Here is a 20218-nt window from a genome sequence, read left to right as displayed (position 1 = left end):
CTTCGCGGCACCGGCCGCTACAACTACACTCTTATTAAGCAACTTCTTGATGAGGCGCTAACGGTGACACCACTTCTGATCACTCTGCTCATCGTGGCGGGTATCGCGTTGCTGATCGTGATCGGCTACCTCAACAACGTGGTCGAAAACAGCAAGCTCGAACGTGCGCGGCTCAAGCTCGACCTTGCCGACCGGGTGCGGCGCTGTGGCGAAATCACCGAGACCTTCCCCGGGCAGTTCATGACTGCGCCTTTGAAACTGCTGTTGGCGCGCCTGGAGCTGAACCTCACTCAACGGCAACTGGCGCTGGACAAGCACAACGCAGTGTTCAAGGCACGCATCGCCGAGCTCGAAGAGCTGATAGCCCAAGGCGAGCGGATCCCGGTGAACAACCCGCCCTGCCCGATTCAGACCGAAGCCAAGGCCAAAGATGTGCGCTTTCTGCTCGAAGCGCTGCACACCCAGATCGTCAAGGCCACCCAGGACAACGTCCTGCCCAGCGCCGAGGGCAAACAGTGGGTACGGGAGATCCGCCACATCCTGGTGTTGTTGCACATCGAGTTTTTCAACAACCTCGGCCAACAGGCGTTGCAACAGGAACAACCTGGCCAGGCGCGGCTGGCCTTCGAGCGTGGGGTGCAGTATCTGCGCAAGCAGCCTGAGCCTAAACAGTACGAAGAACAGCTGACCTACCTGGAAAAGCTGCTGGCGCGCGCCAACGCTCAGGTGATGGACCAGATGGAGCCCGCCGAGAACGAGCAGAACGAACTGACCGAAGGGCTCAAGACCGACGAAGACGAAACCTGGAAAAAGCGCGTGATCTACGACTGACCTGGTCCGTCCTCTTTGCGGCTCAAGCCGCTCCCGCTGATCTTCGTGGGAGCGGCAAAAAGGCCGCAACTACCAGCACAGCCTTCAGCAGTCGGTCAGTTCCAGAAAGATCGCCGCCAGCTTTTCCAACCCAGCCTGATCGGCCTCACTGAATCGCGCAAGTTTCGGGCTGTCCAGGTCCAGCACGCCAATCAACCGCCCTTGTTTGATCAGCGGAATCACCAGCTCGCTGTTGGACGCGCTGTCGCAGGCGATATGCCCAGCAAACGCATGCACATCCTCCACCCGCTGGGTTTGCCGGGTGGCCGCAGCCGCGCCGCACACACCTTTGCCGAACGGGATGCGCACGCAAGCCACCTGGCCCTGGAAAGGCCCCAGCACCAGCTCTTCGCTGCGGTTGAGGTAAAACCCGGCCCAGTTCAGGTCATCCACCTGGTTATAGAGAAACGCCGAAAACTGTGCGGCATTGGCGATGAAGTCGCGCTCGTCGGCGAACAGCGCCTGCACTTGCGCCGCCAGCAAGTCGTAGCCGTCGAGGCCGGCGCCACTGGCATTGAGGTCGATCATTTTTACTTTTGCTCCAGCAATTGCAGCCCCACCCAGTAGCGGGCGAACTGATAGGCACAGCGGCCATTACGGTTGCCGCGCCCGGTTGCCCAGCGCACGGCGAGAATTTCCAGGGCTTCGTCACGCTGCCAGGCAAGGCCTGCAGGCCGGGCCAGTTGGCCGATCCAATGCTCGACAACGTCGAGGAAGTGCTCCTGGGTGAAGGGGTAGAACGATAACCAGAGGCCAAAGCGGTCGGACAGGGCAATCTTGTCTTCCACCGCTTCATTGGGGTGAAGCTCACCGTCGACCATCTTCCAGTTTTCGTTATCGCTCTGTTTTTCCGGCACCAGGTGCCGACGGTTGGACGTTGCATACAGCAGCACGTTATCCGGTGCCTGCTCCAGCGACCCATCGAGCACGCTCTTGAGCACCCGGTAATCGCCCTCCCCGGCCTCGAACGACAAGTCGTCACAGAACAGGAGGAAGCGTTGCGCCAGCTTGTGCAGTTGCTCTACCACACGTGGCAGATCGGCCAGGTGGTCGCGCTCGATCTCGATCAGGCGCAGCCCGGCACTTGCATGCTCAGCCAGCAAGGCGCGCACCAGCGACGACTTGCCGGTGCCACGCGAGCCCCACAGCAGAGCGTGGTTGGCAGGCAGGCCATTGATGAATTGGTGGGTGTTGCGACCCAACTGATCGCGTTGCTTGTCGACGCCGATCAGGTCGCTCAGGCGGATGTCCAGGCTGACGTCCAGTGGCAACAGGTAGCCACTGCGCCCATCGCGCTGCCAGCGTGCGGCCAGCGTGGTGTTCCAGTCGATGTGCGGGCGCGGCGCTGGCAGCAAGGGTTCAAGACGCGCCAGCACCGATTCGGCACGTTCCAGGAAAGCATTCAAGCGAGCGTCCATGAGGACTCCTTGCAAGACAGGTGAGATTTAACGCTGAATGTGTGACAGACACGCCAGCAGCCGAGGTTGATCGGCTATGCTTGCGCAGCGCAAGGAACGGGAAACCGGCTCGGGACTCATGGATATCAAGTTCACCAATCGCCTGTCATACAAGCAAGCCCGGTTGACAGTCCTGGTCGGCTTCATCCTGGGTACATTGCTCAGTCTCATCCAGATCGGCATCGATTATGCCAGCGAAGACGCATCCATCAACCGCGAAGTTGGGGCGTTGTTGCAAATCAGCCACAATACCGCCTCACGCATTGCCTACAACATCGATTCGGAGCTTGCGCTGGAGCTGACCCGGGGCCTTTTGCAGTCACCGGCGGTGATCCGCGCGCGGCTGGTAGACAATAACGAAACGGTCCTGGCCGATGTCGAACGCCCCCGCCTGGAGGACCGCTACCGGCCGCTGAGCGACTTTCTGTTCGGCGAAAAGCGCCAGCTCAAGGCGCGCCTGTTCCTGACCCACATGCCCGATGAAACCCTCGGCACGCTGTACCTGGACGTTGACACCTATGCGTTCGGCAGCCGCTTCCTGGACCGCGCAGGGGTTACCCTACTCAACGGCTTCGCCCGCAGCCTGGTGCTGACCGGCATCCTTTTGGCGCTGTTCTACATGATGCTGACCAAGCCGTTGGTGACGCTAATCGGCGCCCTCAGCGGCCGCGACCCGCGCCAGCCTGGGCAAACCCGAGTGGATTGCCCACCAGGCCATGAATATGACGAAATCGGCGTGCTGGTCAAAGTAGCCAACCAGCAGTTCGTCAGCATGAGTACCGAAATCCAGCAGCGGCGCACAGCAGAAAACCGCCTGACCCAGTACCTCAACGAGCTTGAAGATATCGTGTCGGCACGCACCGAGGAACTGAAGGCCAGCAACGGCCGCCTCAGCCAGTCCAACCAGGAGCTGGAAGCGGCCCGCCAACGCGCCCTGGACATGGCGCAGGCGCGGGCCGCCTTCCTGGCCAACATGAGCCATGAGATCCGTACCCCGCTCAACGGCATGCTCGGCATGATCGCCCTGGCCCTGGACAGCCCGCTGGCCGGCGAGCAGCGCCAGCAACTGTCGATCGCCCACGATTCGGGCAAAGTGCTGGTGGAGTTGCTCAACGATATTCTCGACCTTTCCAAGTTCGATGCCGGGCAACTGGAACTGGAACGTATCCCCTTCGACATGGGTGCCATGGTCGAGGACACCGCTAACCTGCTGTCGCAGAATGCTGCACAGAGCGTCGAGCTGACATGCCTGATCGCAGGGGATTTCCCAAGCTCGGTACTGGGCGACCCCACGCGGGTGCGTCAGGTGGTCAGCAACCTGCTGTCCAACGCACTGAAGTTCACCCGCTTCGGGCGCGTGGACGTGCGTCTGGCGCCGATTGTCGGCGGCGTTCGCTTGGAGGTAAGCGACACTGGCATCGGCATCCCTGAGGCCGCTCAGGCACGCATCTTCCAGCCTTTCACCCAGGCTGGCGCCGGCATCACCCGACAATATGGCGGCACCGGCCTGGGCCTGGCGCTGACCCGCAACCTGTGCCAAGCCATGCAGGGCCATCTGCACATTCACTCCGAGCCTGGCTTTGGCAGCCGCTTCAGTGCCGACCTGCCACTGCCTGCCCATACCGAGGCCATTGAGCCGCCAGCACTGAGCGGCAAGGTAGCTGCCCTCAGCGATGCCGGCAGTGGCCTGAGCGAGTTGCTGCAGAGCCTGCTGCCTGGCTGGGGCCTGGACTACCAACGGCACGACAGCAGCGCTGCGCTAGACAATGGTATCGACCTGTTGATCACTGACGACCTGCAGCAGTTGTTGCAACTGCGCCCGGCACTCAAGGCGCCGATCCTGCTGGTGACCGCCTACGGCAACTTCTTGCCCGGCGAGCAGTCGGCTCAACTGGCGCCCCTGCACCAACTGGCCCGCCCTCTGTCGCGCAACGCGCTGTACCAGACCTTGAGCCGAACCTTGCAGGGCCATGCCCCTGAGCATCCGCTGGCCACTCCACTACTGACCGCCGCTGAGGGTCGCGCACGCATCCTGTTGGTGGAAGACAACCCGGTCAATCAGTTGGTTGCCAAAGGCATGCTGGCCAAGCTCGGCTGCCAGGTGCAACTCGCCACCCAAGGCGCCGAGGCACTGGAGTGGCTGGATCGAGAAGACTTCGACCTGGTGCTGATGGACTGCAACATGCCGGTTATGGACGGCTATGAGGCCAGCCGGCGCATCCGCCAGAGCGGGCGCTGGCCGCAGTTACCGATCGTCGCCCTGACGGCCAATGCCATGCCGGAGGAGCGCGAACGCTGCCGGGCGGCCGGCATGAACGATTACCTGGCCAAGCCGTTTCGCCGCGAGGAACTGCTGGCGCTGATCGACCACTGGGTACCGCTCAACGGCTGAGCAGGCGCTCGATGTCGGCTTCCAACGCCTGCGGCTTGGTGGTGGGTGCGTAGCGGGTAACCTTGCCGGTGGCTGGGTCGAGGAGGAACTTGGTGAAGTTCCACTTGATCTTCTCAGTGCCCAACAGCCCTGGCGCACGCTGCTTGAGCGCAACGAACAGCGGATGGGCGCCTGGGCCATTGACCTCGACCTTGCGGAACAAAGGAAAACTCACGCCGAAGTTGGCTTCACAAAATTGCGCGATGTCCCGTGCATCGCCCGGCTCCTGCTTGCCGAACTGGTTGCAGGGAAAGCCCAGCACTACCAGCCCGCGCTCGCGATAATGCTGCCACAGCTGCTCCAGGCCTTTGTACTGCGGGGTGAAACCGCACTGGCTGGCGGTGTTGACCACCAGCAGCGCCTTGCCGGCGAAATCGCCGAGCTTTTTCTGCTCGCCGCCTAGGGTAACGCAGGGTATGTCCAGCATCGATGCGGCCATTCTCAGGCTCCTTTACAGGGTTCGAAGGTCAGGCACACCGAGTTGATGCAATAACGCAGGCCCGTTGGCGGAGGGCCATCGGGAAATACATGGCCCAGGTGAGCATCGCACTGGGCACAGGTGACCTCGGTGCGAATCATGCCGTGGGAGGTGTCACGGATCTCGATCATCGCGCTTTGCTCGATGGGCGCGTAAAAGCTCGGCCAGCCGCAGCCGGCATCGAATTTGGTCTGCGCATCGAACAGTGGCAGGTCACAGCACACGCAACGGTAGATACCCGCGCGGTGCTCACTGTTGTATTTGCCACTGAACGGCCGCTCGGTACCTTTGAGCCGGCAGACCTGATACTGCTCGGGGTCGAGCATTTCGCGCCATTGTTCAAGTGTCTTGTCGATCTTTTGCATGTGTGAACCTCGGCAGGCTGAATTTCACCTCGCGCCGTCTTTTCCGTAACGCGGGTGGCACGTATATTAGTTGGCTTCGTGCGCAAGGCCTCAAGTCTGGCACCCGCCCGCCGCCCTTTCAAACCTTTCGATGAGCGGGCGGTGGCGGCGCGTCTTCTCAATCGGGATCACATCATGCAGTTCAGCAAATCGAACAAGCTCGCCAATGTCTGCTACGACATTCGCGGCCCAGTGCTCAAGCACGCCAAACGCCTGGAGGAGGAAGGCCACCGCATCCTCAAGCTGAACATCGGTAACCCGGCACCGTTTGGCTTCGAAGCGCCGGACGAAATCCTTCAGGATGTGATCCGCAACCTGCCCACCGCCCAGGGCTACAGCGACTCCAAAGGCCTGTTCAGCGCGCGCAAAGCGGTGATGCAGTATTGCCAACAGAAGGAGATCGAGGGCGTCACCATCGAGGACATCTACCTGGGCAACGGTGTTTCCGAACTGATCGTGATGTCGATGCAGGCCCTGCTCAACAATGGCGACGAAGTTCTGATCCCGGCACCCGACTACCCGCTGTGGACCGCTGCGGTGAGCCTGGCCGGTGGTAAGCCGGTGCACTACCTGTGCGACGAGCAGGCCGACTGGTTCCCGGACCTTGAAGATATCAAAGCCAAAATCACACCGAACACCAAGGCCTTGGTGATCATCAACCCGAACAACCCGACCGGTGCTGTGTATTCCAAAGAGCTGCTGCTGGGCATGCTGGAGCTGGCCCGTCAGCACAACCTGGTGGTGTTCTCCGACGAGATCTACGACAAGATCCTCTACGACGAAGCGGTGCACATCAGCACCGCGTCGCTGGCTCCGGATCTGCTGTGCCTGACCTTCAACGGCCTGTCCAAGTCGTATCGGGTGGCCGGCTTCCGGTCTGGCTGGCTGATCATTTCCGGGCCCAAGCATCACGCCCAGAGCTATATCGAAGGCATCGACATGCTGGCCAACATGCGCCTATGCGCCAACGTACCGGCCCAGCACGCCATTCAGACAGCGCTTGGGGGTTATCAGAGCATCAACGACCTGGTACTGCCGCCGGGCCGCCTGCTGGAACAGCGCAACCGTACCTATGAGCTGCTCAACGATATTCCAGGTGTCAGCTGTGTGAAGCCCATGGGCGCGCTTTACGCCTTCCCGCGTATCGACCCGAAGGTGTGCCCGATCCTCAATGACGAGAAATTCGCCCTCGATTTGCTTCTGTCGGAAAAGCTGCTGATCGTTCAGGGCACTGCATTCAACTGGCCGTGGCCGGACCATTTCCGCGTGGTGACCTTGCCGCGGGTGGATGACCTGGAAGCCGCGATCGGCCGCATTGGCAATTTCCTGCGCACTTATTCGCAGTAGGCACCAACCTCTTCGCGGGTAAACCGGCTCCCACTTACAGCGCAGCCCTCAAGCACTGCGCCAGCCGCTTGGGAGCCGGCGCTGCCGCGAATGGGCCGCACTGCCGCCCTGCCATGCTCAAAGGAAATTTCTTACATCCTGCAACGCTCTATCCCAGAGCCCGCGATGAATCCTCTGCCATACTGCGCCGTACACAGTTTGAAATAGTCGCCCGATTGAATCCAGGCGGCAGGCACCTTATATACCCCGCAGTAAGCAATGACTCATCCGTCAGGAGAACGTAACAACCATGATGCGCATTCTGTTGTTTGTAGCCACCAACCTTGCGGTGGTGCTGGTTGCAAGCATTACCCTGAGCCTGTTCGGCTTCAACGGGTTCATGGCCGCCAACGGGGTTGACCTCAACCTCAGCAGCCTGCTGGTATTCTGCGCCGTGTTCGGCTTCGCCGGCTCGCTGATTTCGCTGTTCATCTCCAAGTGGATGGCGAAAATGACCACCGGCACGCAGATCATCAGCCAGCCGCGCACCCGCCATGAACAATGGCTGCTGCAGACCGTCGAGGAGCTGTCACGCGAGGCCGGCATCAAAATGCCCGAGGTGGGTATTTTCCCGGCCTACGAGGCCAATGCCTTCGCCACCGGCTGGAACCGTAACGACGCCTTGGTGGCGGTGTCCCAGGGCCTGCTCGAGCGCTTCTCGCCCGATGAAGTGCGTGCCGTACTGGCCCATGAGATCGGCCACGTAGCCAACGGCGATATGGTCACCCTGGCGCTAGTGCAGGGCGTGGTGAACACCTTCGTGATGTTCTTCGCCCGTATCATCGGTAACTTCGTCGATAAAGTGATCTTCAAGAACGAAGAGGGCCAGGGTATCGCCTATTACGTGGCGACCATCGTTGCCGAGCTGGTTCTGGGCATCCTCGCCAGCATGATCGTCATGTGGTTCTCGCGCCGCCGCGAGTACCGTGCCGACGAAGCCGGCGCCCAGCTGGCCGGCACCGCCGCAATGATCGGTGCGTTGCAGCGCCTGCGTGTCGAGCAAGGGCTGCCGGTGCACATGCCTGACACTTTGAAGGCGTTCGGCATCAACGGTGGCCTCAAGCATGGCCTGGCGGGCCTGCTGATGAGCCACCCGCCGCTGGAAGAGCGTATCGAGGCTCTGCGTCGCCGCGGTTGACTCTTCACGGGCAGACAAGGGCGACTTCGGTCGCCCTTTTTTTCATCGCTACCTGCTGATCTGATAAACCCGCTCCACCAGGCTGCAAATCCCCGCCTGTGAAAACTTAGGGCTTTGCTCAATAAGCTCCACGGCCTTGAGCTCATCGACTTGCCACCCGGCCAAGCCCATTCGAACTTCTTCGTCACCTACCGAGAATGGCGGCCCGGCCAGCAGCGCCTGGTCGTAATTCAAAGTCACCAACAGCCCGCTGCAGCGGTCGGGCAGCGAACGCGACAAGGCCTGCACGTACGCCAAACGCATGTGCACCGGCAGGGCAATCAGCGCCGCTCGGTCATAGAGCGCCACGCAATCAGCAAGGTCCTCTGGCTGAAGGGCAAAAAAATCGCCACACCACACCTCGACGTCGCCGTGGCGCCAAATCTCGAAGGCCCCCTTTTGCACAATTTGGGGCTCAAGCCCGTGCTCATGAAAAAACGCTGCCACCGCCCGCTGCGACAACTCCACACCCAGCACGCGATACCCCTGCCCTGCCAGCCAGGCCAGGTCCAGAGTTTTACCGCACAGCGGCACCAGCACACGGCTGCCGTGGGCTAACTGCAGGTGTGGCCAGTACTGTTGCAAGTACGGGTTGACCTGCGCCTGGTGAAAGCCGATCTGGTTGTCGGCCCATCGCTGCTGCCAGAACGCTGGCTCCATGATCACTCCCAATATTTAGATGATTTACCGGTAAAACTTGATTTGGATTTCGATCGATAGCTGAACGAAGATGGTTGCATCTTAAACCTCAGGACCCTCACCATGCTGCCCAGCCTGTTCATTTCCCACGGTTCGCCCATGCTCGCCCTGCAACCTGGCGCCAGCGGGCCGGCCTTGGCTGCGCTGGCCAACGCCCTGCCAAGACCCAAGGCGGTCGTGGTTGTCTCGGCGCACTGGGAGAGCCGTGAATTGCTGGTGACCAGCGCTGCACAGCCAGAAACCTGGCATGACTTCTACGGTTTTCCACCCGCACTTTACGCTGTGCAATACCCGGCGCCTGGCGAGCCCGCCCTGGCCAGCCGCGTGGCCGAACGCCTACAGGCACGCCAGGACCTGCAACGACCATTCGATCACGGCACATGGGTGCCGCTGTCACTGATGTACCCAGATGCGAGCATCCCGGTGATTCAGGTATCGCTACCCAGCCAGTCGGGGCCGGACCTTCAGCTCAAGGTCGGCAAGGCGCTGGCTGAGTTGCGCCAGGAAGGTATTCTGCTGATTGGCTCTGGCAGCATCACGCACAACCTCGGTGAACTCGACTGGCACGCCGGGCCCGACGTGATTGAACCCTGGGCGCTGGCATTCCGGGACTGGGTTGTAGAGCGACTTAAGGCTAACGACCAGGCAGCGCTACTGGATTACCGCAAACAGGCGCCTTTTGCCGCTCGCAACCACCCCAGCGAGGAGCATCTGCTACCGCTGTTTTTCGCGCTAGGCGCTGGAGACAAGTTCGGCATCGTGCACCAAGGCTTCACCCTGGGGGCGCTGGGCATGGACATCTATCGGTTCGACTGAGCCTTGCCAGCGGCAATGCCATTGCGCTGAAAACACCAGAGGCAAAAAAAATCCCCGACCAATGTCGGGGATTTTTTTCGTGACAGGATCAGTCTTCGCGATAACGGCGCAGCTTCAGCTGCTTACCGGCAACACGAGTGTCCTTGAGCTTGGTCAGCAGACGCTCCAGACCATCTTCCGGCAGCTCGATCAGGCTGAAGCTGTCGCGTACCTGGATCCGGCCGATGGCATCACGAGCCAGGCCACCTTCGTTGAGGATCGCACCCAACAGATTCTTGGCAGCGATACCGTCACGGGCACCCAACGCGGTACGGCAGCGCACGCGGCCTTCGGCCAGCGGCATTGGCGCACGACGCTCGCGGTCACCACGCTCGCCACGCTCAGTGCGCTCGCCACGTTCGGTACGCTCGCCACGCGGTGCGAAGCTTGGCACCAGCGGTTGCTCGCGCTCTACCGCAGCCAGGTCCAGCGCCTGACCATTGGTGGCCTTGCGCAGCAGGGCCGAAGCCAGGGCACGGGCACTACAACCGAGGTCGGTAGTCAAGCGGTCGAACAGCTCGCCATGGGTGGCCTCGGCTTCGGCAACCAGCGGCGCCAGGCTCGAGGTGAGTTTCTTGATGCGGGCATCGAGCACAGCCTGAGCGTTCGGCAGGCGCGCCTCGGCCACCTTCTGCCCGGTCACACGCTCGATCACCTGCAGCATGCGACGCTCGCGCGGGGTGACCAGCAGCAGCGCACGGCCATCACGACCAGCACGACCGGTACGGCCGATACGATGCACGTAGGACTCTGGATCGTACGGCATGTCGACGTTGAACACGTGAGTGATACGCGGTACGTCCAGGCCACGGGCAGCGACGTCGGTGGCGACGACGATGTCCAGACGGCCGTCCTTGAGCGAGTCGATCACGCGCTCACGCTGGTTCTGGGCGATGTCGCCGTTCAGCGCGGCAGCCTTGTAGCCTTTGGCTTCCAGGGCGGCAGCCAGGTCCAGGGTGGCTTGCTTGGTACGCACGAAGGCGATCAGCGCATCGAATTCCTCGACCTCCAGCAGACGCAGTACAGCCGGGATCTTCTGGTCAGCGTGGACCATCAGGTGGGCCTGGTCGATCGCGGTAACGGTCTGGGTCTTGCTCTGGATCTTGACGTGCTTGGGCTCACGCAGGTGGCGTTCGGCGATCGAGCGGATCGACGATGGCAGGGTTGCGGAGAACAATACGGTCTGACGGCTGGCCGGGATGGCGTCGAAGATCACTTCGAGGTCGTCCATGAAGCCCAGCTTGAGCATTTCGTCCGCCTCGTCCAGCACCAGGTACTGAACGGTGGAGAGGACTTTTTCGTCGCGGCGCAGGTGGTCGCACAGGCGGCCTGGGGTAGCGACGACGATTTGCGCACCGTTGCGAATGGCACGCAGCTGTGGGCCCATTGGAGCACCACCGTATACCGCCACTACATTAACGCCCGGCATCTGCTTGGCGTAGGTTTCGAAAGCGGTGGCTACTTGCAGCGCCAACTCACGGGTTGGCGCCAGGATCAGGGCTTGCGGCTCGCGCTTGCTCACATCGATCTTGTTGAGGATCGGCAGGGCGAAGGCAGCGGTCTTGCCGGTGCCAGTCTGCGCCTGGCCGATCATGTCGTGACCGGCGAGGATGATCGGGATCGATTGTTGCTGAATAGCGGACGGCTCTTCATAGCCGGTAGCCAGAACGGCAGCAACAATGTTCGGATTAAGATCGAGAGCGGCGAAGCCGCCGGTTTCCTGGGTCATGGGTCTGCCTCTAAGTGCATCCGCAAAGACCCATGCTGCAAAGCTGCACGTGCCTTGAAAGACCGGAACGGTCACCCAGGCAGCTTTGTCGGCGGGGATTTGCGAAAACGATTGAAAAAGAAAACTTTAGGAAGGTCCGCCTAGCGGACGTGCAGCCGAAGCTGGACTCGGGGGATTTGCACCACCTGATTTTGAGGCCCGCTAAAAGACCGGCGCGTACTATACCTGAAATACACCAGGGAGTGAGGAAATTTTTCTGGCCCTTCGGCCAGTATCTCGCCATCAATGCTTATTGACTGAATCGTTTTTGCCTACAGGCACCGCCTTGGCTTTTTCGCGGGTGAACCCGTTCTATTGGGTCCGCCCAGCCAGCTAGAAGCGGGTTGACCCGCGAAGAGGCCAGCACGGCCTTCAAGTGGCAGGCCGGATCTCGCGGATCAGGCCTTCCAGGCTATATCCCAACCGCGGCGCCAAGGCCTCGGCCCGCGCCCGCAGGCCGTCGATGTCCAGTGCTTGGTCCAGGTCTGCCGGCACCAGCAAGATCACATTGCCCTCCTTGACCGGCAGTTCCCAGTAGTGCCGATGGTACAAACCTCGCAGCAACGCGGCACCCAGCGGCTTGCCATCGTCAGTGGCCCACTGGTTGATCACCAGCCAGCCGCCCGGGTTGAGCTGCTTCTGGCAGTTTTCGAGAAAATTCCACGCCAGGTGCCCGACACCCGGCCCATGGTCGGTATACAGGTCGACGAAAAGCAGGTCGGCCTGCTCTGCGGTGGTCAGTAACTGCACGGCATCGCCAATGCGCACATAAAGGCGCGGGTCATCGTCCAGCCCCAGGTATTGCATGGCCAGGCGCGGCACGTCTGCACGCAACTCGATGGCCTCGATGTCCTCCAGCGGCAGAAATTTCATACACGCTTGAGTCAAGGTGCCAGCGCCCAGACCAAGAAACAGCGCGCTTTCCGGCTGCTCATGACATAGCGCGCCCACCAGCATGGCGCGGGTGTAGTCGTATTCGAGCCAGCTCGGGTCTGCGGTGAACACACAGCTTTGCTCGATGGCGTCACCAAACTCGAGGAAGCGGTAATCGTCCACCTCGTACACGCTGATCACACCGAACGCATCCTCCACCCGGGCCAGCAGCTTTTCTTCCCGCTCCGTCGCCATTTACCTGCCACTCACCCGCGCAAAAACGCGCATTGTCCGCCAACACCCCGGATGCAACAAGCGCGGTGCCAACTGTTACCATGGCAGTCAGCCCAAACAGCCAATAACCGAGCCTGTGATGAACCGACCGTGGAGCCCTGACAGCTGGCGTGCCCTGCCGATCCAGCAGCAACCGACCTATCCCGATGCCGCGCACCTGCTGCGGGTCGAGCAGACCCTGGCCAGCTACCCACCGCTGGTATTCGCTGGCGAGGCCCGCGAGTTGCGCCGGCAGTTCACAGAGGTCACCGAAGGCCGCGCTTTCCTGTTGCAGGGCGGCGACTGCGCCGAAAGCTTTGCCGAATTCTCGGCGGCCAAGATCCGCGACACCTTCAAGGTGCTGCTGCAGATGGCCATCGTGATGACGTTCGCTGCTGGCTGCCCGGTGGTCAAGGTCGGCCGCATGGCCGGGCAGTTCGCCAAGCCGCGCTCAGCCGGTGATGAAACCATTGGCAACGTCACCCTGCCCGCCTACCGTGGCGATATCGTCAACGGCATCGGCTTTGATGAAAAAAGCCGCGTGCCGGACCCGGAGCGCCTGCTGCAGGCTTACCACCAGGCCACCGCCAGCCTGAACTTGCTGCGCGCCTTCGCCCAGGGTGGTTTTGCCGACCTGCATCAGGTGCATAAATGGAACCTGGACTTCATCGCCAACTCGGCGCTGGCCGACAAGTACCACCAGTTGGCCAACCGTATCGATGAAACCCTGGCTTTCATGCGCGCCTGCGGCCTGGACAGCGCGCCGCAGCTTCGCGAAACCAGTTTCTTCACAGCCCACGAAGCCTTGCTGCTCAATTATGAGGAAGCTTTCGTACGCCAGGACAGCCTGACCGGCGACTACTACGACTGCTCCGCGCACATGCTCTGGATTGGCGACCGCACCCGCCAGCTGGACGGGGCCCACGTCGAGTTTCTGCGTGGCGTGCACAACCCGATCGGGGTCAAGGTTGGCCCCAGCATGAACCCCGAAGAGCTCATCCGCCTGATCGACACCCTCAACCCGGCCAACGACCCTGGTCGCCTCAACCTGATCGTGCGCATGGGCGCGGGCAAGGTAGGCGCGCACTTGCCTGGGCTGATCCGCACCGTCGAGCGCGAGGGGCGCAAGGTGCTGTGGAGCTGCGACCCGATGCACGGCAATACCATCAAGGCCAGCAGCGGCTACAAGACTCGGGACTTTGCGCAGATCCTCGATGAGGTGAAGCAGTTCTTCCAGGTGCACCAGGCCGAAGGCAGCCATGCCGGCGGCATCCACATCGAGATGACTGGGCAGAACGTCACCGAGTGCATCGGCGGTGCTCGTCCGATCACCGAGGACGCCTTGTCCGACCGCTATCACACCCACTGCGACCCGCGTATGAACGCCGATCAGTCGCTGGAGCTGGCCTTCCTGATCGCAGAGACCCTCAAGCAAGTGCGGCGCTAAGCGCAAGCTGTGCAGTTGCCTCGCCGCTCAAGCCGCTCCTACCGATTAGCGCTCGCCGCAAAGCGTGCGCAGCGCTAGTAGGAGCGGGCTCACCGGCGAATTGCCCATTGCAGCCTTGGCCTATTTGCGCAGCGGGTCATCCCAGAAATGCCGCTCGGACTCTTGCTGGATGTCCGCTCGGCTCAAGCCCAGGTCATGCAGTGTCGCGTCACTCAGGCTCGCAAGCTCCTGGCGCTGGCGGTAAAGCTGCACCCACCTGGCCGGACGCTCAATGGCCACATGCCATAGGTGGGTCAGGGTAAAGGCAGGTTGCTGAATATTGCTGACATGACCTTTCATCGTGAAGCCCTCCGTGTTGATGGCTTCAGTCTCGGCTCAGGCTTAAGATCAATCCAACGAATGTTTCTGATGCAATGCATCTCGGAGATTGATGCAATGTCCCAATACCAGAGCCTCGACGCTGATGTACTGCGCACCTTCGTTGCGATTGCCGAGCAAGGTGGGTTCACCCGCGCCGGTGAGGTGGTCAACCGCACCCAATCGGCGGTCAGCATGCAGATGAAACGCCTGGAGGAGGACATTCTTCAGCGCCAGTTGTTCGAGCGCGATGGCCGCCAGGTGCGCCTGACTGCCGAGGGGCAGGTATTGCTGGGCTATGCCCGGCGCATTCTGAAACTGCACGGTGAGGTGTTCAACACATTACGTATGCCGCACATGGTCGGCCTGGTGCGCATCGGCACACCCGATGACTACGCCATGCGCTTTCTGCCAACCATTCTCTCCAGCTTCGCCCAGGCATACCCACTGGTTCAGGTAGAGGTGCATTGCGACTCGTCCCGGCAACTGCTGCTGCGCCAGGACCTGGATTTGACCATCGTCACCCGCGAGCCAGGCAACGAGGTCGGCCAATTGCTGCGTCAGGAGCGGCTGGTGTGGGCCGCTGCCGAGGGGTTTTACCCCCAGGAGCAGCGGCCGATCCCCTTGGCACTGTTCAACACCGACTGTTTCTGCCGCGCCTGGACCTGCAATGCTCTGGAAGCCCAAGGCATCGACTACCGCATCGCCTACACCAGCCCCAGCCTTGCCGCGATTTTTGCCATCGTCACCGCCGGCCTGGCGGTGACGGCGCAACTGCAGAGCCTGATTGGCGGCAACATGCGCATTCTGGGCGAAAGCGAGGGGCTACCCCAACTGCCCATGGCCAACGTGATGTTGCTGCGCAACAGCCAGAGCCAATCGCCAATCACCGATTGCATGGCCGACTACATCATCGAAGGGTTCATGTAAGCCCTACAGCTCGAAGCCCAGCATCACCGCACAAACCACCAGAAACACACAGAACATCCCCCGCAGCACCTTCTCGGGCAATGCATGGGCCAGCTTGACCCCCCAGCTGATGCTCAGCAGGCCACCAATCGCCAAAGGGATGCCCACCTGCCAGTCCACACTGTGGTGCACCCCATAGGTCACCAGGGTAACCAGCGTGCTCGGGGCCGCCAACGCCAGCGACAAGCCTTGAGCCACCACTTGGGTAGTACCGAACACGCTGGTCAGGATGGGCGTGGCCACCACCGCGCCGCCTACGCCGAACAGCCCGCCCATGGTGCCGGCGAAGCTGCCCAGTACTGCCAGCCACGGCCATGGATAGCGCAACTCAGTGCTGGGCGGTGCGACCTTGAGGAACATTCGCAGCACGTTCCACACCGCCAGCGCGACCAGAAAACCGACAAAACCCAAGCGCATGGAATGGGCATCGATACCCACCGCCCAGATCGAGCCCAGCCAGGCGAACAAAAAGCTGCATAGAGAAAGCGGCAACGCGTGGCGCACTTCGATGCGGTTGCGCTGATGGTAGCGCCACAGTGCCAGCAGCACGTTCGGCACCACCATCACCAACGCCGTGCCTTGGGCCAGTTGCTGATCAAGGCCAAACAGAACGCCCAGCGCCGGAATGGCGATCAAGCCACCCCCAATGCCGAACAATCCCCCCATGGTGCCAAGGGCTGCGCCCAGCACGATATACATCAACCACTCGATCATCAGGGCCTCACCCGCCGGTTATCAATATGAGCATGCTAACGACTGCGTGCTGGCAGGGAAACGCACAGCCACGCACAATGGCTGTGCGTTCTTCGCAAAAGCATCGAGATCATGAGCCCCGATATTCTGACCGACCAATTGAGCCTGTTCCTCGACGTGTTGGAAACCGGCAGTTTTTCAGCAGCCGCACGCCGCCACCCGTTGACTCCCTCCGCCGTTGCCCGGCGCATCGACAGCCTGGAAAACGCTGTCGGCAGCCGCCTGTTCACCCGCAGCACCCATGCCGTACGCCCGACCCCTGCCGGCAATGCGTTCGCCGAGCGTGCCCGGCGCATCATCGAGGAGTTACGCCTGGCACGCGCCGAGGCAGTGTCGCTGAGCAGCGCCCCCGAAGGGTTGATCCGCATCGACGCCCCAGCCGCCTTCGGGCGCCGCCACCTGGCACCGGCGATCGCCGACTTTCTGGTGGCCTATCCGGGTTTGGACGTACAACTGCGGCTGATAGACAGCTTCGTCGACCTGCATGGCAGCCATCTGGGCGAAGTCGACCTGGTGCTGCGCGCCGGCCCACTGGCGGATACCCGGCTGGTCGCAACAACCCTGGCACCGATGGTGCGCATAGCTTGTGCCAGCCCGGGCTATCTGGCCAGCCGCGGCTTGCCCGCTTGCCCCAGCGAGCTGCCCGGCCACGACGGCCTCGACTGGGATGGCCTGGCACCACCGTTCGCCTGGCGCTTCGCAGTAGACGGCCAAGTGCGCCTCTACCGCCCGGCGCGCATGCGCATGGCGGCCAACAATGCCGAGACATTGTTATTCGGCGCGCTGGCAGGCTTGGGCATCGCCCACCTACCTACTTGGCTGATCAGCGAGTACCTGCTGCGTGGCGAACTGTTGCCTCTGTTCTGCGAAGCGGGGCTGCCAGCAGCCGAGAACAGTGGCATTTATGCGCTGCGCCTTGAACATGAAACGAACTCTCGCAGCCGTTTGCTGCTCGAATTTCTCAAGAGCCGCTTCAGCCCCATTCCACCCTGGGACCTGGCGCTGCGCAGCGAGCTGCGCTGGCAATGAGCGCCCCTACCTTGAGCGTGGTAGATTCCCCAATTGATGACATTCAAGGACCTGCATGAACGCCAACAACCAAGCCTCTTGTGACGAGCTGCTGCTGGACAACCAGGTCTGTTTCGCCCTGCACTCCACCTCGTTGCTGATGACCAAGGTGTACAAACCTCTGCTACAAGCGTTGGGTCTGACCTACCCGCAATATCTGGCCATGCTCGTTCTGTGGGAACAGGATGGCCTGACCGTCGGAGAAATCAGCCAGCGGCTTTTGACCGACCCAGGGTCACTCACCCCGTTGCTCAAACGCCTGGAAAGCGAAGGCCTGCTGCAGCGCAACCGCAGCCGCGAGGATGAACGGGTAGTGCTGGTGCAACTGACGGATAAAGGCCGGGCGTTGCAACAACAGGCACGGGAAGTACCACAGTGCATCCTCAAGGCCAGCGGCCGCAGCCTGGAGCGCCTCCAACAACTGCAAACCGAGCTGCTCGAGCTGCGCGAAAGCCTGCAGAAAAACCTCTGACGGCTAGGCTGTGTGTCGGGCATTCCGATGAATGGCAGGTTTTTATCTTGCACGCTAAATAATTGCGCGCTAATTTAAACCCTGTGTTCACCCGATGCCCCAGGATGCCCAGGGGCGCAAGCTCACCTAGCGAGGCTCAAAATGCAAAAGGTCACTGCGCTGTACATCGCACAAGCTACTTCCACCGGCGGTCGCGACGGCAAATCCCAGTCCAGCGACGGTAAGTTGCAGGTCAAGCTGAGCACCCCCAAAGAGCTCGGCGGCGCGGGCGGTGACGGCACCAACCCCGAGCAGTTGTTTGCCGCTGGTTATTCGGCCTGCTTCATCGGCGCACTGAAGTTCGTCGCCAGCCAGGATAAGAAGGCCCTGCCCGGCGAAACCTCCATCACTGCCAAGGTCGGTATCGGCCAGATACCTGGAGGCTTCGGCCTGGACATCGACCTGCACATTGATCTGCCGGGCCTGGCACAGGCTGACGCCCAGGCACTGGTGGAAAAGGCGCACCAGGTTTGCCCATACTCCAACGCTACCCGCGGCAACGTCGATGTACGGCTGCATGTGACCGTATAAATCGCAGGCAAAAAAAACCCGGCCAAGGCCGGGTTTTTTTGCGTTACTCAAGAAATTACTTCTTGGAGCGACCTTTGAAGCTGTTGTCGCGAGTGTCGATGTCGATCCACTCGTCGATCTGGATGAAGTCAGCGACCGAGATCTCGGTACCGTTCTTCAGTTTGGCAGGCTTCATTACCTTGCCCGAGGTATCGCCACGTGCAGCGTTCTCGGTGTAGACAACCTGACGGCTGATGGTGGTCGGCAGTTCAACCGATACCAGGCGGCCTTCGAAGAACACCGCTTCACAGACGTCTTCCATGCCTTCTTCGATGTACGGCAGAACGGCTTCGATGTCCTCGGCGTTCAGCTCGTACATGGTGTAGTCGGTGGTGTCCATGAAGGTGTATTCGTCACCGTTGATGAACGACAGGGTCGCTTCTTTGCGATCCAGGATCACGTCGTCCAGCTTGTCGTCTGCACCGTATACGGTTTCGGTCTTGTAGCCGGTCAGCAGGTTTTTCAGCTTGGTCTTCATGATCGCGCTGTTGCGACCCGACTTGGTGAACTCGGCTTTTTGAACCAGCCACGGGTCATTGTCGATCCGCAGTACGGTGCCGGGTTTCAGTTCTTTACCAGTTTTCATTACGAAGTATCCGAATCTGGATGGATTTATAAAAATCGAGGCCGCATATCATAGCCAATTTCGGTAAAACTGTACCAGCGCCTTGGCAAGGTCCGGCCGAGCGGCCTGGGCCGTGGCCCAATCACGGGCGTGCTGCTGCAGTTCTGCCCAGTATTTACGGGCAGTCTGCCAGGCCGCGTGCATGTCGCGATCCATGTTCCAAGCGCGCCATAACGCCATCAGTGCGTCGGCCGCGGGGGCTGACAAGCCTTGTCGGTACAAGGCGAGGAAGGCTTCGAGCTTGTCCCAGTGGGCATTTTCATCCTGGACATAGATGTGCCATAGCATCGGCCGGCCAGCCCATTGGGCACGTACGAACGAATCTTCACCGCGAACGGCGTTGAAATCACAGCTCCAAAGCAGGCGATCATAATCGTCCTGGCTGACGAATGGCAGAATCTGTACCGTCAGGCTGGCGCACTGATACACCTGCCCAACTTGCAAGTGCGGCTCACCCAGCCAGGCACCCAGCTGACCGAGAATGCGCCCTTGCGGGACCAGTAGGTGAACCGGCTGTGTGTCTGCGCGCAGCGCATCGAGCCAACCGCCCAGCCGCTGATTTTCGTAGGCGAACAGCGACACCAGCAAAGCATCCGGCTGCGGCTGTACACCCAGCCCCTTGAGAAAGCCCGCACGTGCCTCGGCCGATCCCTCGAAAGCCTGCCTGCGGTGCAGCAAGTTAGCTTCACGCAACAGGCCACCTGTCTTGGCCGTGAACCCTGGAAAGAAAAATAGCTTGCGCAGGCCATTGGGCTGGGGCGAAGGTAAGCCATGACAGCCTTCTACCCAATCCTCGGCGCTCAGGTATTCAAGGTTCAACCACAATACCGGCTGAGGGCGTGAGTGCATCGCATCGACGTAGGCTGCGGGCAACTGGCAGGCAAAGGCGCCGATCACCACGTCGGCAGGCACCACTGGCTGCCATTGCGCAGGCCAGGCGCGTACCTCGACCCCCTGCTGCCATTGCTGCAGCGCATCGGCATCGGCTTGCGGGCACAGCGGCACGAAGGCCCGCAGGTCATCTACCCACAAGCGCACCGCGACACCATGTTCGGCGACCAATTGCCGGGCCAGGCGCCAGGTCACCCCGATGTCGCCATAGTTGTCGACGACGGAGCAGAAAATATCCCAGGTGGTTTTCATGTGCCTGCCTTGTGCCGCGCAAAAAACGCGCATTTTGCGGATAAATGGCCACTTACAAAAGCACAGCGCGGAAAAAAGCCCAACCCATGCGACAATGCCCCACC

General features: G+C 61.2%; 20 protein-coding genes and 1 pseudogene. 10 read left to right on the top strand and 11 right to left on the bottom strand.

Annotated elements, in window-relative coordinates; all coding sequences use genetic code 11:
* Positions 1 to 63 precede the first annotated feature (63 nt).
* Positions 64 to 831, top strand: coding sequence for a hypothetical protein (locus J5M56_RS07150; protein WP_060480269.1), 768 nt, complete (start codon positions 64 to 66; stop codon positions 829 to 831).
* A gap of 84 nt (positions 832 to 915) precedes the next feature.
* Here J5M56_RS07150 and J5M56_RS07145 read toward each other — a convergent pair whose 3' ends face one another.
* Both J5M56_RS07145 and J5M56_RS07140 read right to left on the bottom strand, forming a co-directional pair.
* Positions 916 to 1398 carry a GAF domain-containing protein gene (locus tag J5M56_RS07145; RefSeq protein WP_186476637.1) on the bottom strand — a complete coding sequence of 161 codons (483 nt, stop codon included), beginning with the start codon at positions 1396 to 1398 and terminating at the stop codon, positions 916 to 918.
* Between the two features lie 2 nt (positions 1399 to 1400).
* Positions 1401 to 2288 carry an ATP-binding protein gene (locus tag J5M56_RS07140; protein WP_207936208.1) on the bottom strand — a complete coding sequence of 296 codons (888 nt, stop codon included), beginning with the start codon at positions 2286 to 2288 and terminating at the stop codon, positions 1401 to 1403.
* 76 nt (positions 2289 to 2364) lie between these two features.
* Here J5M56_RS07140 and J5M56_RS07135 point away from each other — a divergent pair, with 76 nt between their 5' ends.
* Complete coding sequence (locus J5M56_RS07135) at positions 2365 to 4719, top strand: response regulator (protein WP_060480272.1); 2355 nt, start codon at positions 2365 to 2367, stop codon at positions 4717 to 4719.
* Here J5M56_RS07135 and J5M56_RS07130 read toward each other — a convergent pair.
* The gene (locus tag J5M56_RS07130) at positions 4709 to 5197 is read right to left on the bottom strand and encodes a glutathione peroxidase (RefSeq protein ID WP_186476635.1); all 489 of its coding nucleotides are present in this window, start codon (positions 5195 to 5197) and stop codon (positions 4709 to 4711) included. The genes J5M56_RS07135 and J5M56_RS07130 overlap by 11 nt on opposite strands.
* Positions 5198 to 5199: 2 nt before the next feature.
* The gene (msrB, locus tag J5M56_RS07125) at positions 5200 to 5601 is read right to left on the bottom strand and encodes a peptide-methionine (R)-S-oxide reductase MsrB (RefSeq protein WP_186476634.1); all 402 of its coding nucleotides are present in this window, start codon (positions 5599 to 5601) and stop codon (positions 5200 to 5202) included.
* Between the two features lie 174 nt (positions 5602 to 5775).
* Here msrB and J5M56_RS07120 point away from each other — a divergent pair, with 174 nt between their 5' ends.
* Both J5M56_RS07120 and htpX read left to right on the top strand, forming a co-directional pair.
* Positions 5776 to 6987: a pyridoxal phosphate-dependent aminotransferase gene (locus J5M56_RS07120; protein WP_012313392.1), complete on the top strand. Its 1212-nt coding sequence runs from the start codon at positions 5776 to 5778 to the stop codon at positions 6985 to 6987.
* A 289-nt stretch (positions 6988 to 7276) separates the two neighbouring features.
* A complete protein-coding gene (htpX, locus tag J5M56_RS07115) occupies positions 7277 to 8164 on the top strand; it encodes a protease HtpX (RefSeq protein ID WP_054903704.1) in 888 nt (295 codons plus the stop codon).
* 48 nt (positions 8165 to 8212) lie between these two features.
* On the opposite strand, the gene J5M56_RS07110 is transcribed toward htpX, so the two are convergent.
* Positions 8213 to 8863, bottom strand: coding sequence for a thiopurine S-methyltransferase (locus J5M56_RS07110; protein WP_207936205.1), 651 nt, complete (start codon positions 8861 to 8863; stop codon positions 8213 to 8215).
* Between the two features lie 102 nt (positions 8864 to 8965).
* On the opposite strand from J5M56_RS07110, the gene J5M56_RS07105 reads away from it, so the two are divergent.
* Positions 8966 to 9718, top strand: a complete 753-nt coding sequence (locus J5M56_RS07105) for a class III extradiol ring-cleavage dioxygenase (protein ID WP_207936202.1) — start codon at positions 8966 to 8968, stop codon at positions 9716 to 9718.
* A gap of 88 nt (positions 9719 to 9806) precedes the next feature.
* Here J5M56_RS07105 and J5M56_RS07100 read toward each other — a convergent pair.
* Together J5M56_RS07100 and J5M56_RS07095 are read right to left on the bottom strand one after the other, a co-directional pair.
* Positions 9807 to 11520: pseudogene (locus J5M56_RS07100) on the bottom strand (DEAD/DEAH box helicase).
* A 377-nt stretch (positions 11521 to 11897) separates the two neighbouring features.
* Positions 11898 to 12653 (bottom strand): spermidine synthase, encoded by a 756-nt coding sequence (locus J5M56_RS07095; RefSeq protein ID WP_186476631.1) that lies wholly within the window; start codon positions 12651 to 12653, stop codon positions 11898 to 11900.
* Positions 12654 to 12771: 118 nt separating this feature from the next.
* Here J5M56_RS07095 and J5M56_RS07090 point away from each other — a divergent pair, with 118 nt between their 5' ends.
* The gene (locus tag J5M56_RS07090) at positions 12772 to 14118 is read left to right on the top strand and encodes a 3-deoxy-7-phosphoheptulonate synthase class II (protein WP_207936200.1); all 1347 of its coding nucleotides are present in this window, start codon (positions 12772 to 12774) and stop codon (positions 14116 to 14118) included.
* A gap of 120 nt (positions 14119 to 14238) precedes the next feature.
* On the opposite strand, the gene J5M56_RS07085 is transcribed toward J5M56_RS07090, so the two are convergent.
* Positions 14239 to 14457 (bottom strand): DUF1127 domain-containing protein, encoded by a 219-nt coding sequence (locus tag J5M56_RS07085; RefSeq protein WP_207936197.1) that lies wholly within the window; start codon positions 14455 to 14457, stop codon positions 14239 to 14241.
* 96 nt (positions 14458 to 14553) lie between these two features.
* Here J5M56_RS07085 and J5M56_RS07080 point away from each other — a divergent pair, with 96 nt between their 5' ends.
* The gene (locus J5M56_RS07080; RefSeq protein WP_060480612.1) at positions 14554 to 15405 is read left to right on the top strand and encodes a LysR substrate-binding domain-containing protein; all 852 of its coding nucleotides are present in this window, start codon (positions 14554 to 14556) and stop codon (positions 15403 to 15405) included.
* 3 nt (positions 15406 to 15408) lie between these two features.
* On the opposite strand, the gene J5M56_RS07075 is transcribed toward J5M56_RS07080, so the two are convergent.
* Positions 15409 to 16158 carry a sulfite exporter TauE/SafE family protein gene (locus J5M56_RS07075; RefSeq protein WP_207936196.1) on the bottom strand — a complete coding sequence of 250 codons (750 nt, stop codon included), beginning with the start codon at positions 16156 to 16158 and terminating at the stop codon, positions 15409 to 15411.
* A 111-nt stretch (positions 16159 to 16269) separates the two neighbouring features.
* Here J5M56_RS07075 and J5M56_RS07070 point away from each other — a divergent pair, with 111 nt between their 5' ends.
* From J5M56_RS07070 to J5M56_RS07060, 3 genes are all read left to right on the top strand, one after another.
* Entirely contained in the window at positions 16270 to 17226 is a 957-nt protein-coding gene (locus J5M56_RS07070) for a LysR family transcriptional regulator (protein WP_060480607.1), read from the top strand.
* A gap of 55 nt (positions 17227 to 17281) precedes the next feature.
* Positions 17282 to 17737, top strand: coding sequence for a MarR family transcriptional regulator (locus J5M56_RS07065; RefSeq protein WP_186476626.1), 456 nt, complete (start codon positions 17282 to 17284; stop codon positions 17735 to 17737).
* Positions 17738 to 17878: 141 nt separating this feature from the next.
* Positions 17879 to 18307, top strand: a complete 429-nt coding sequence (locus tag J5M56_RS07060) for an organic hydroperoxide resistance protein (RefSeq protein ID WP_060480605.1) — start codon at positions 17879 to 17881, stop codon at positions 18305 to 18307.
* Between the two features lie 55 nt (positions 18308 to 18362).
* Here the strand turns inward: J5M56_RS07060 and efp are convergent, their stop codons facing one another.
* On the bottom strand, positions 18363 to 18932 hold the full coding sequence (efp, locus tag J5M56_RS07055; protein WP_013971530.1) for an elongation factor P: 570 nt from the start codon (positions 18930 to 18932) through the stop codon (positions 18363 to 18365).
* 48 nt (positions 18933 to 18980) lie between these two features.
* Entirely contained in the window at positions 18981 to 20114 is a 1134-nt protein-coding gene (gene earP / locus J5M56_RS07050) for an elongation factor P maturation arginine rhamnosyltransferase EarP (RefSeq protein ID WP_207936193.1), read from the bottom strand.
* Between the last annotated feature and the right edge of the window lie 104 nt (positions 20115 to 20218).

The organism is Pseudomonas sp. 51_B (assembly GCF_017491595.1).
In the GTDB taxonomy this organism is placed as follows: domain Bacteria; phylum Pseudomonadota; class Gammaproteobacteria; order Pseudomonadales; family Pseudomonadaceae; genus Aquipseudomonas; species Aquipseudomonas promysalinigenes.
Note: the sequence above shows the minus strand (reverse complement) of the source record. Positions and strands in the feature narration are given on the sequence as shown.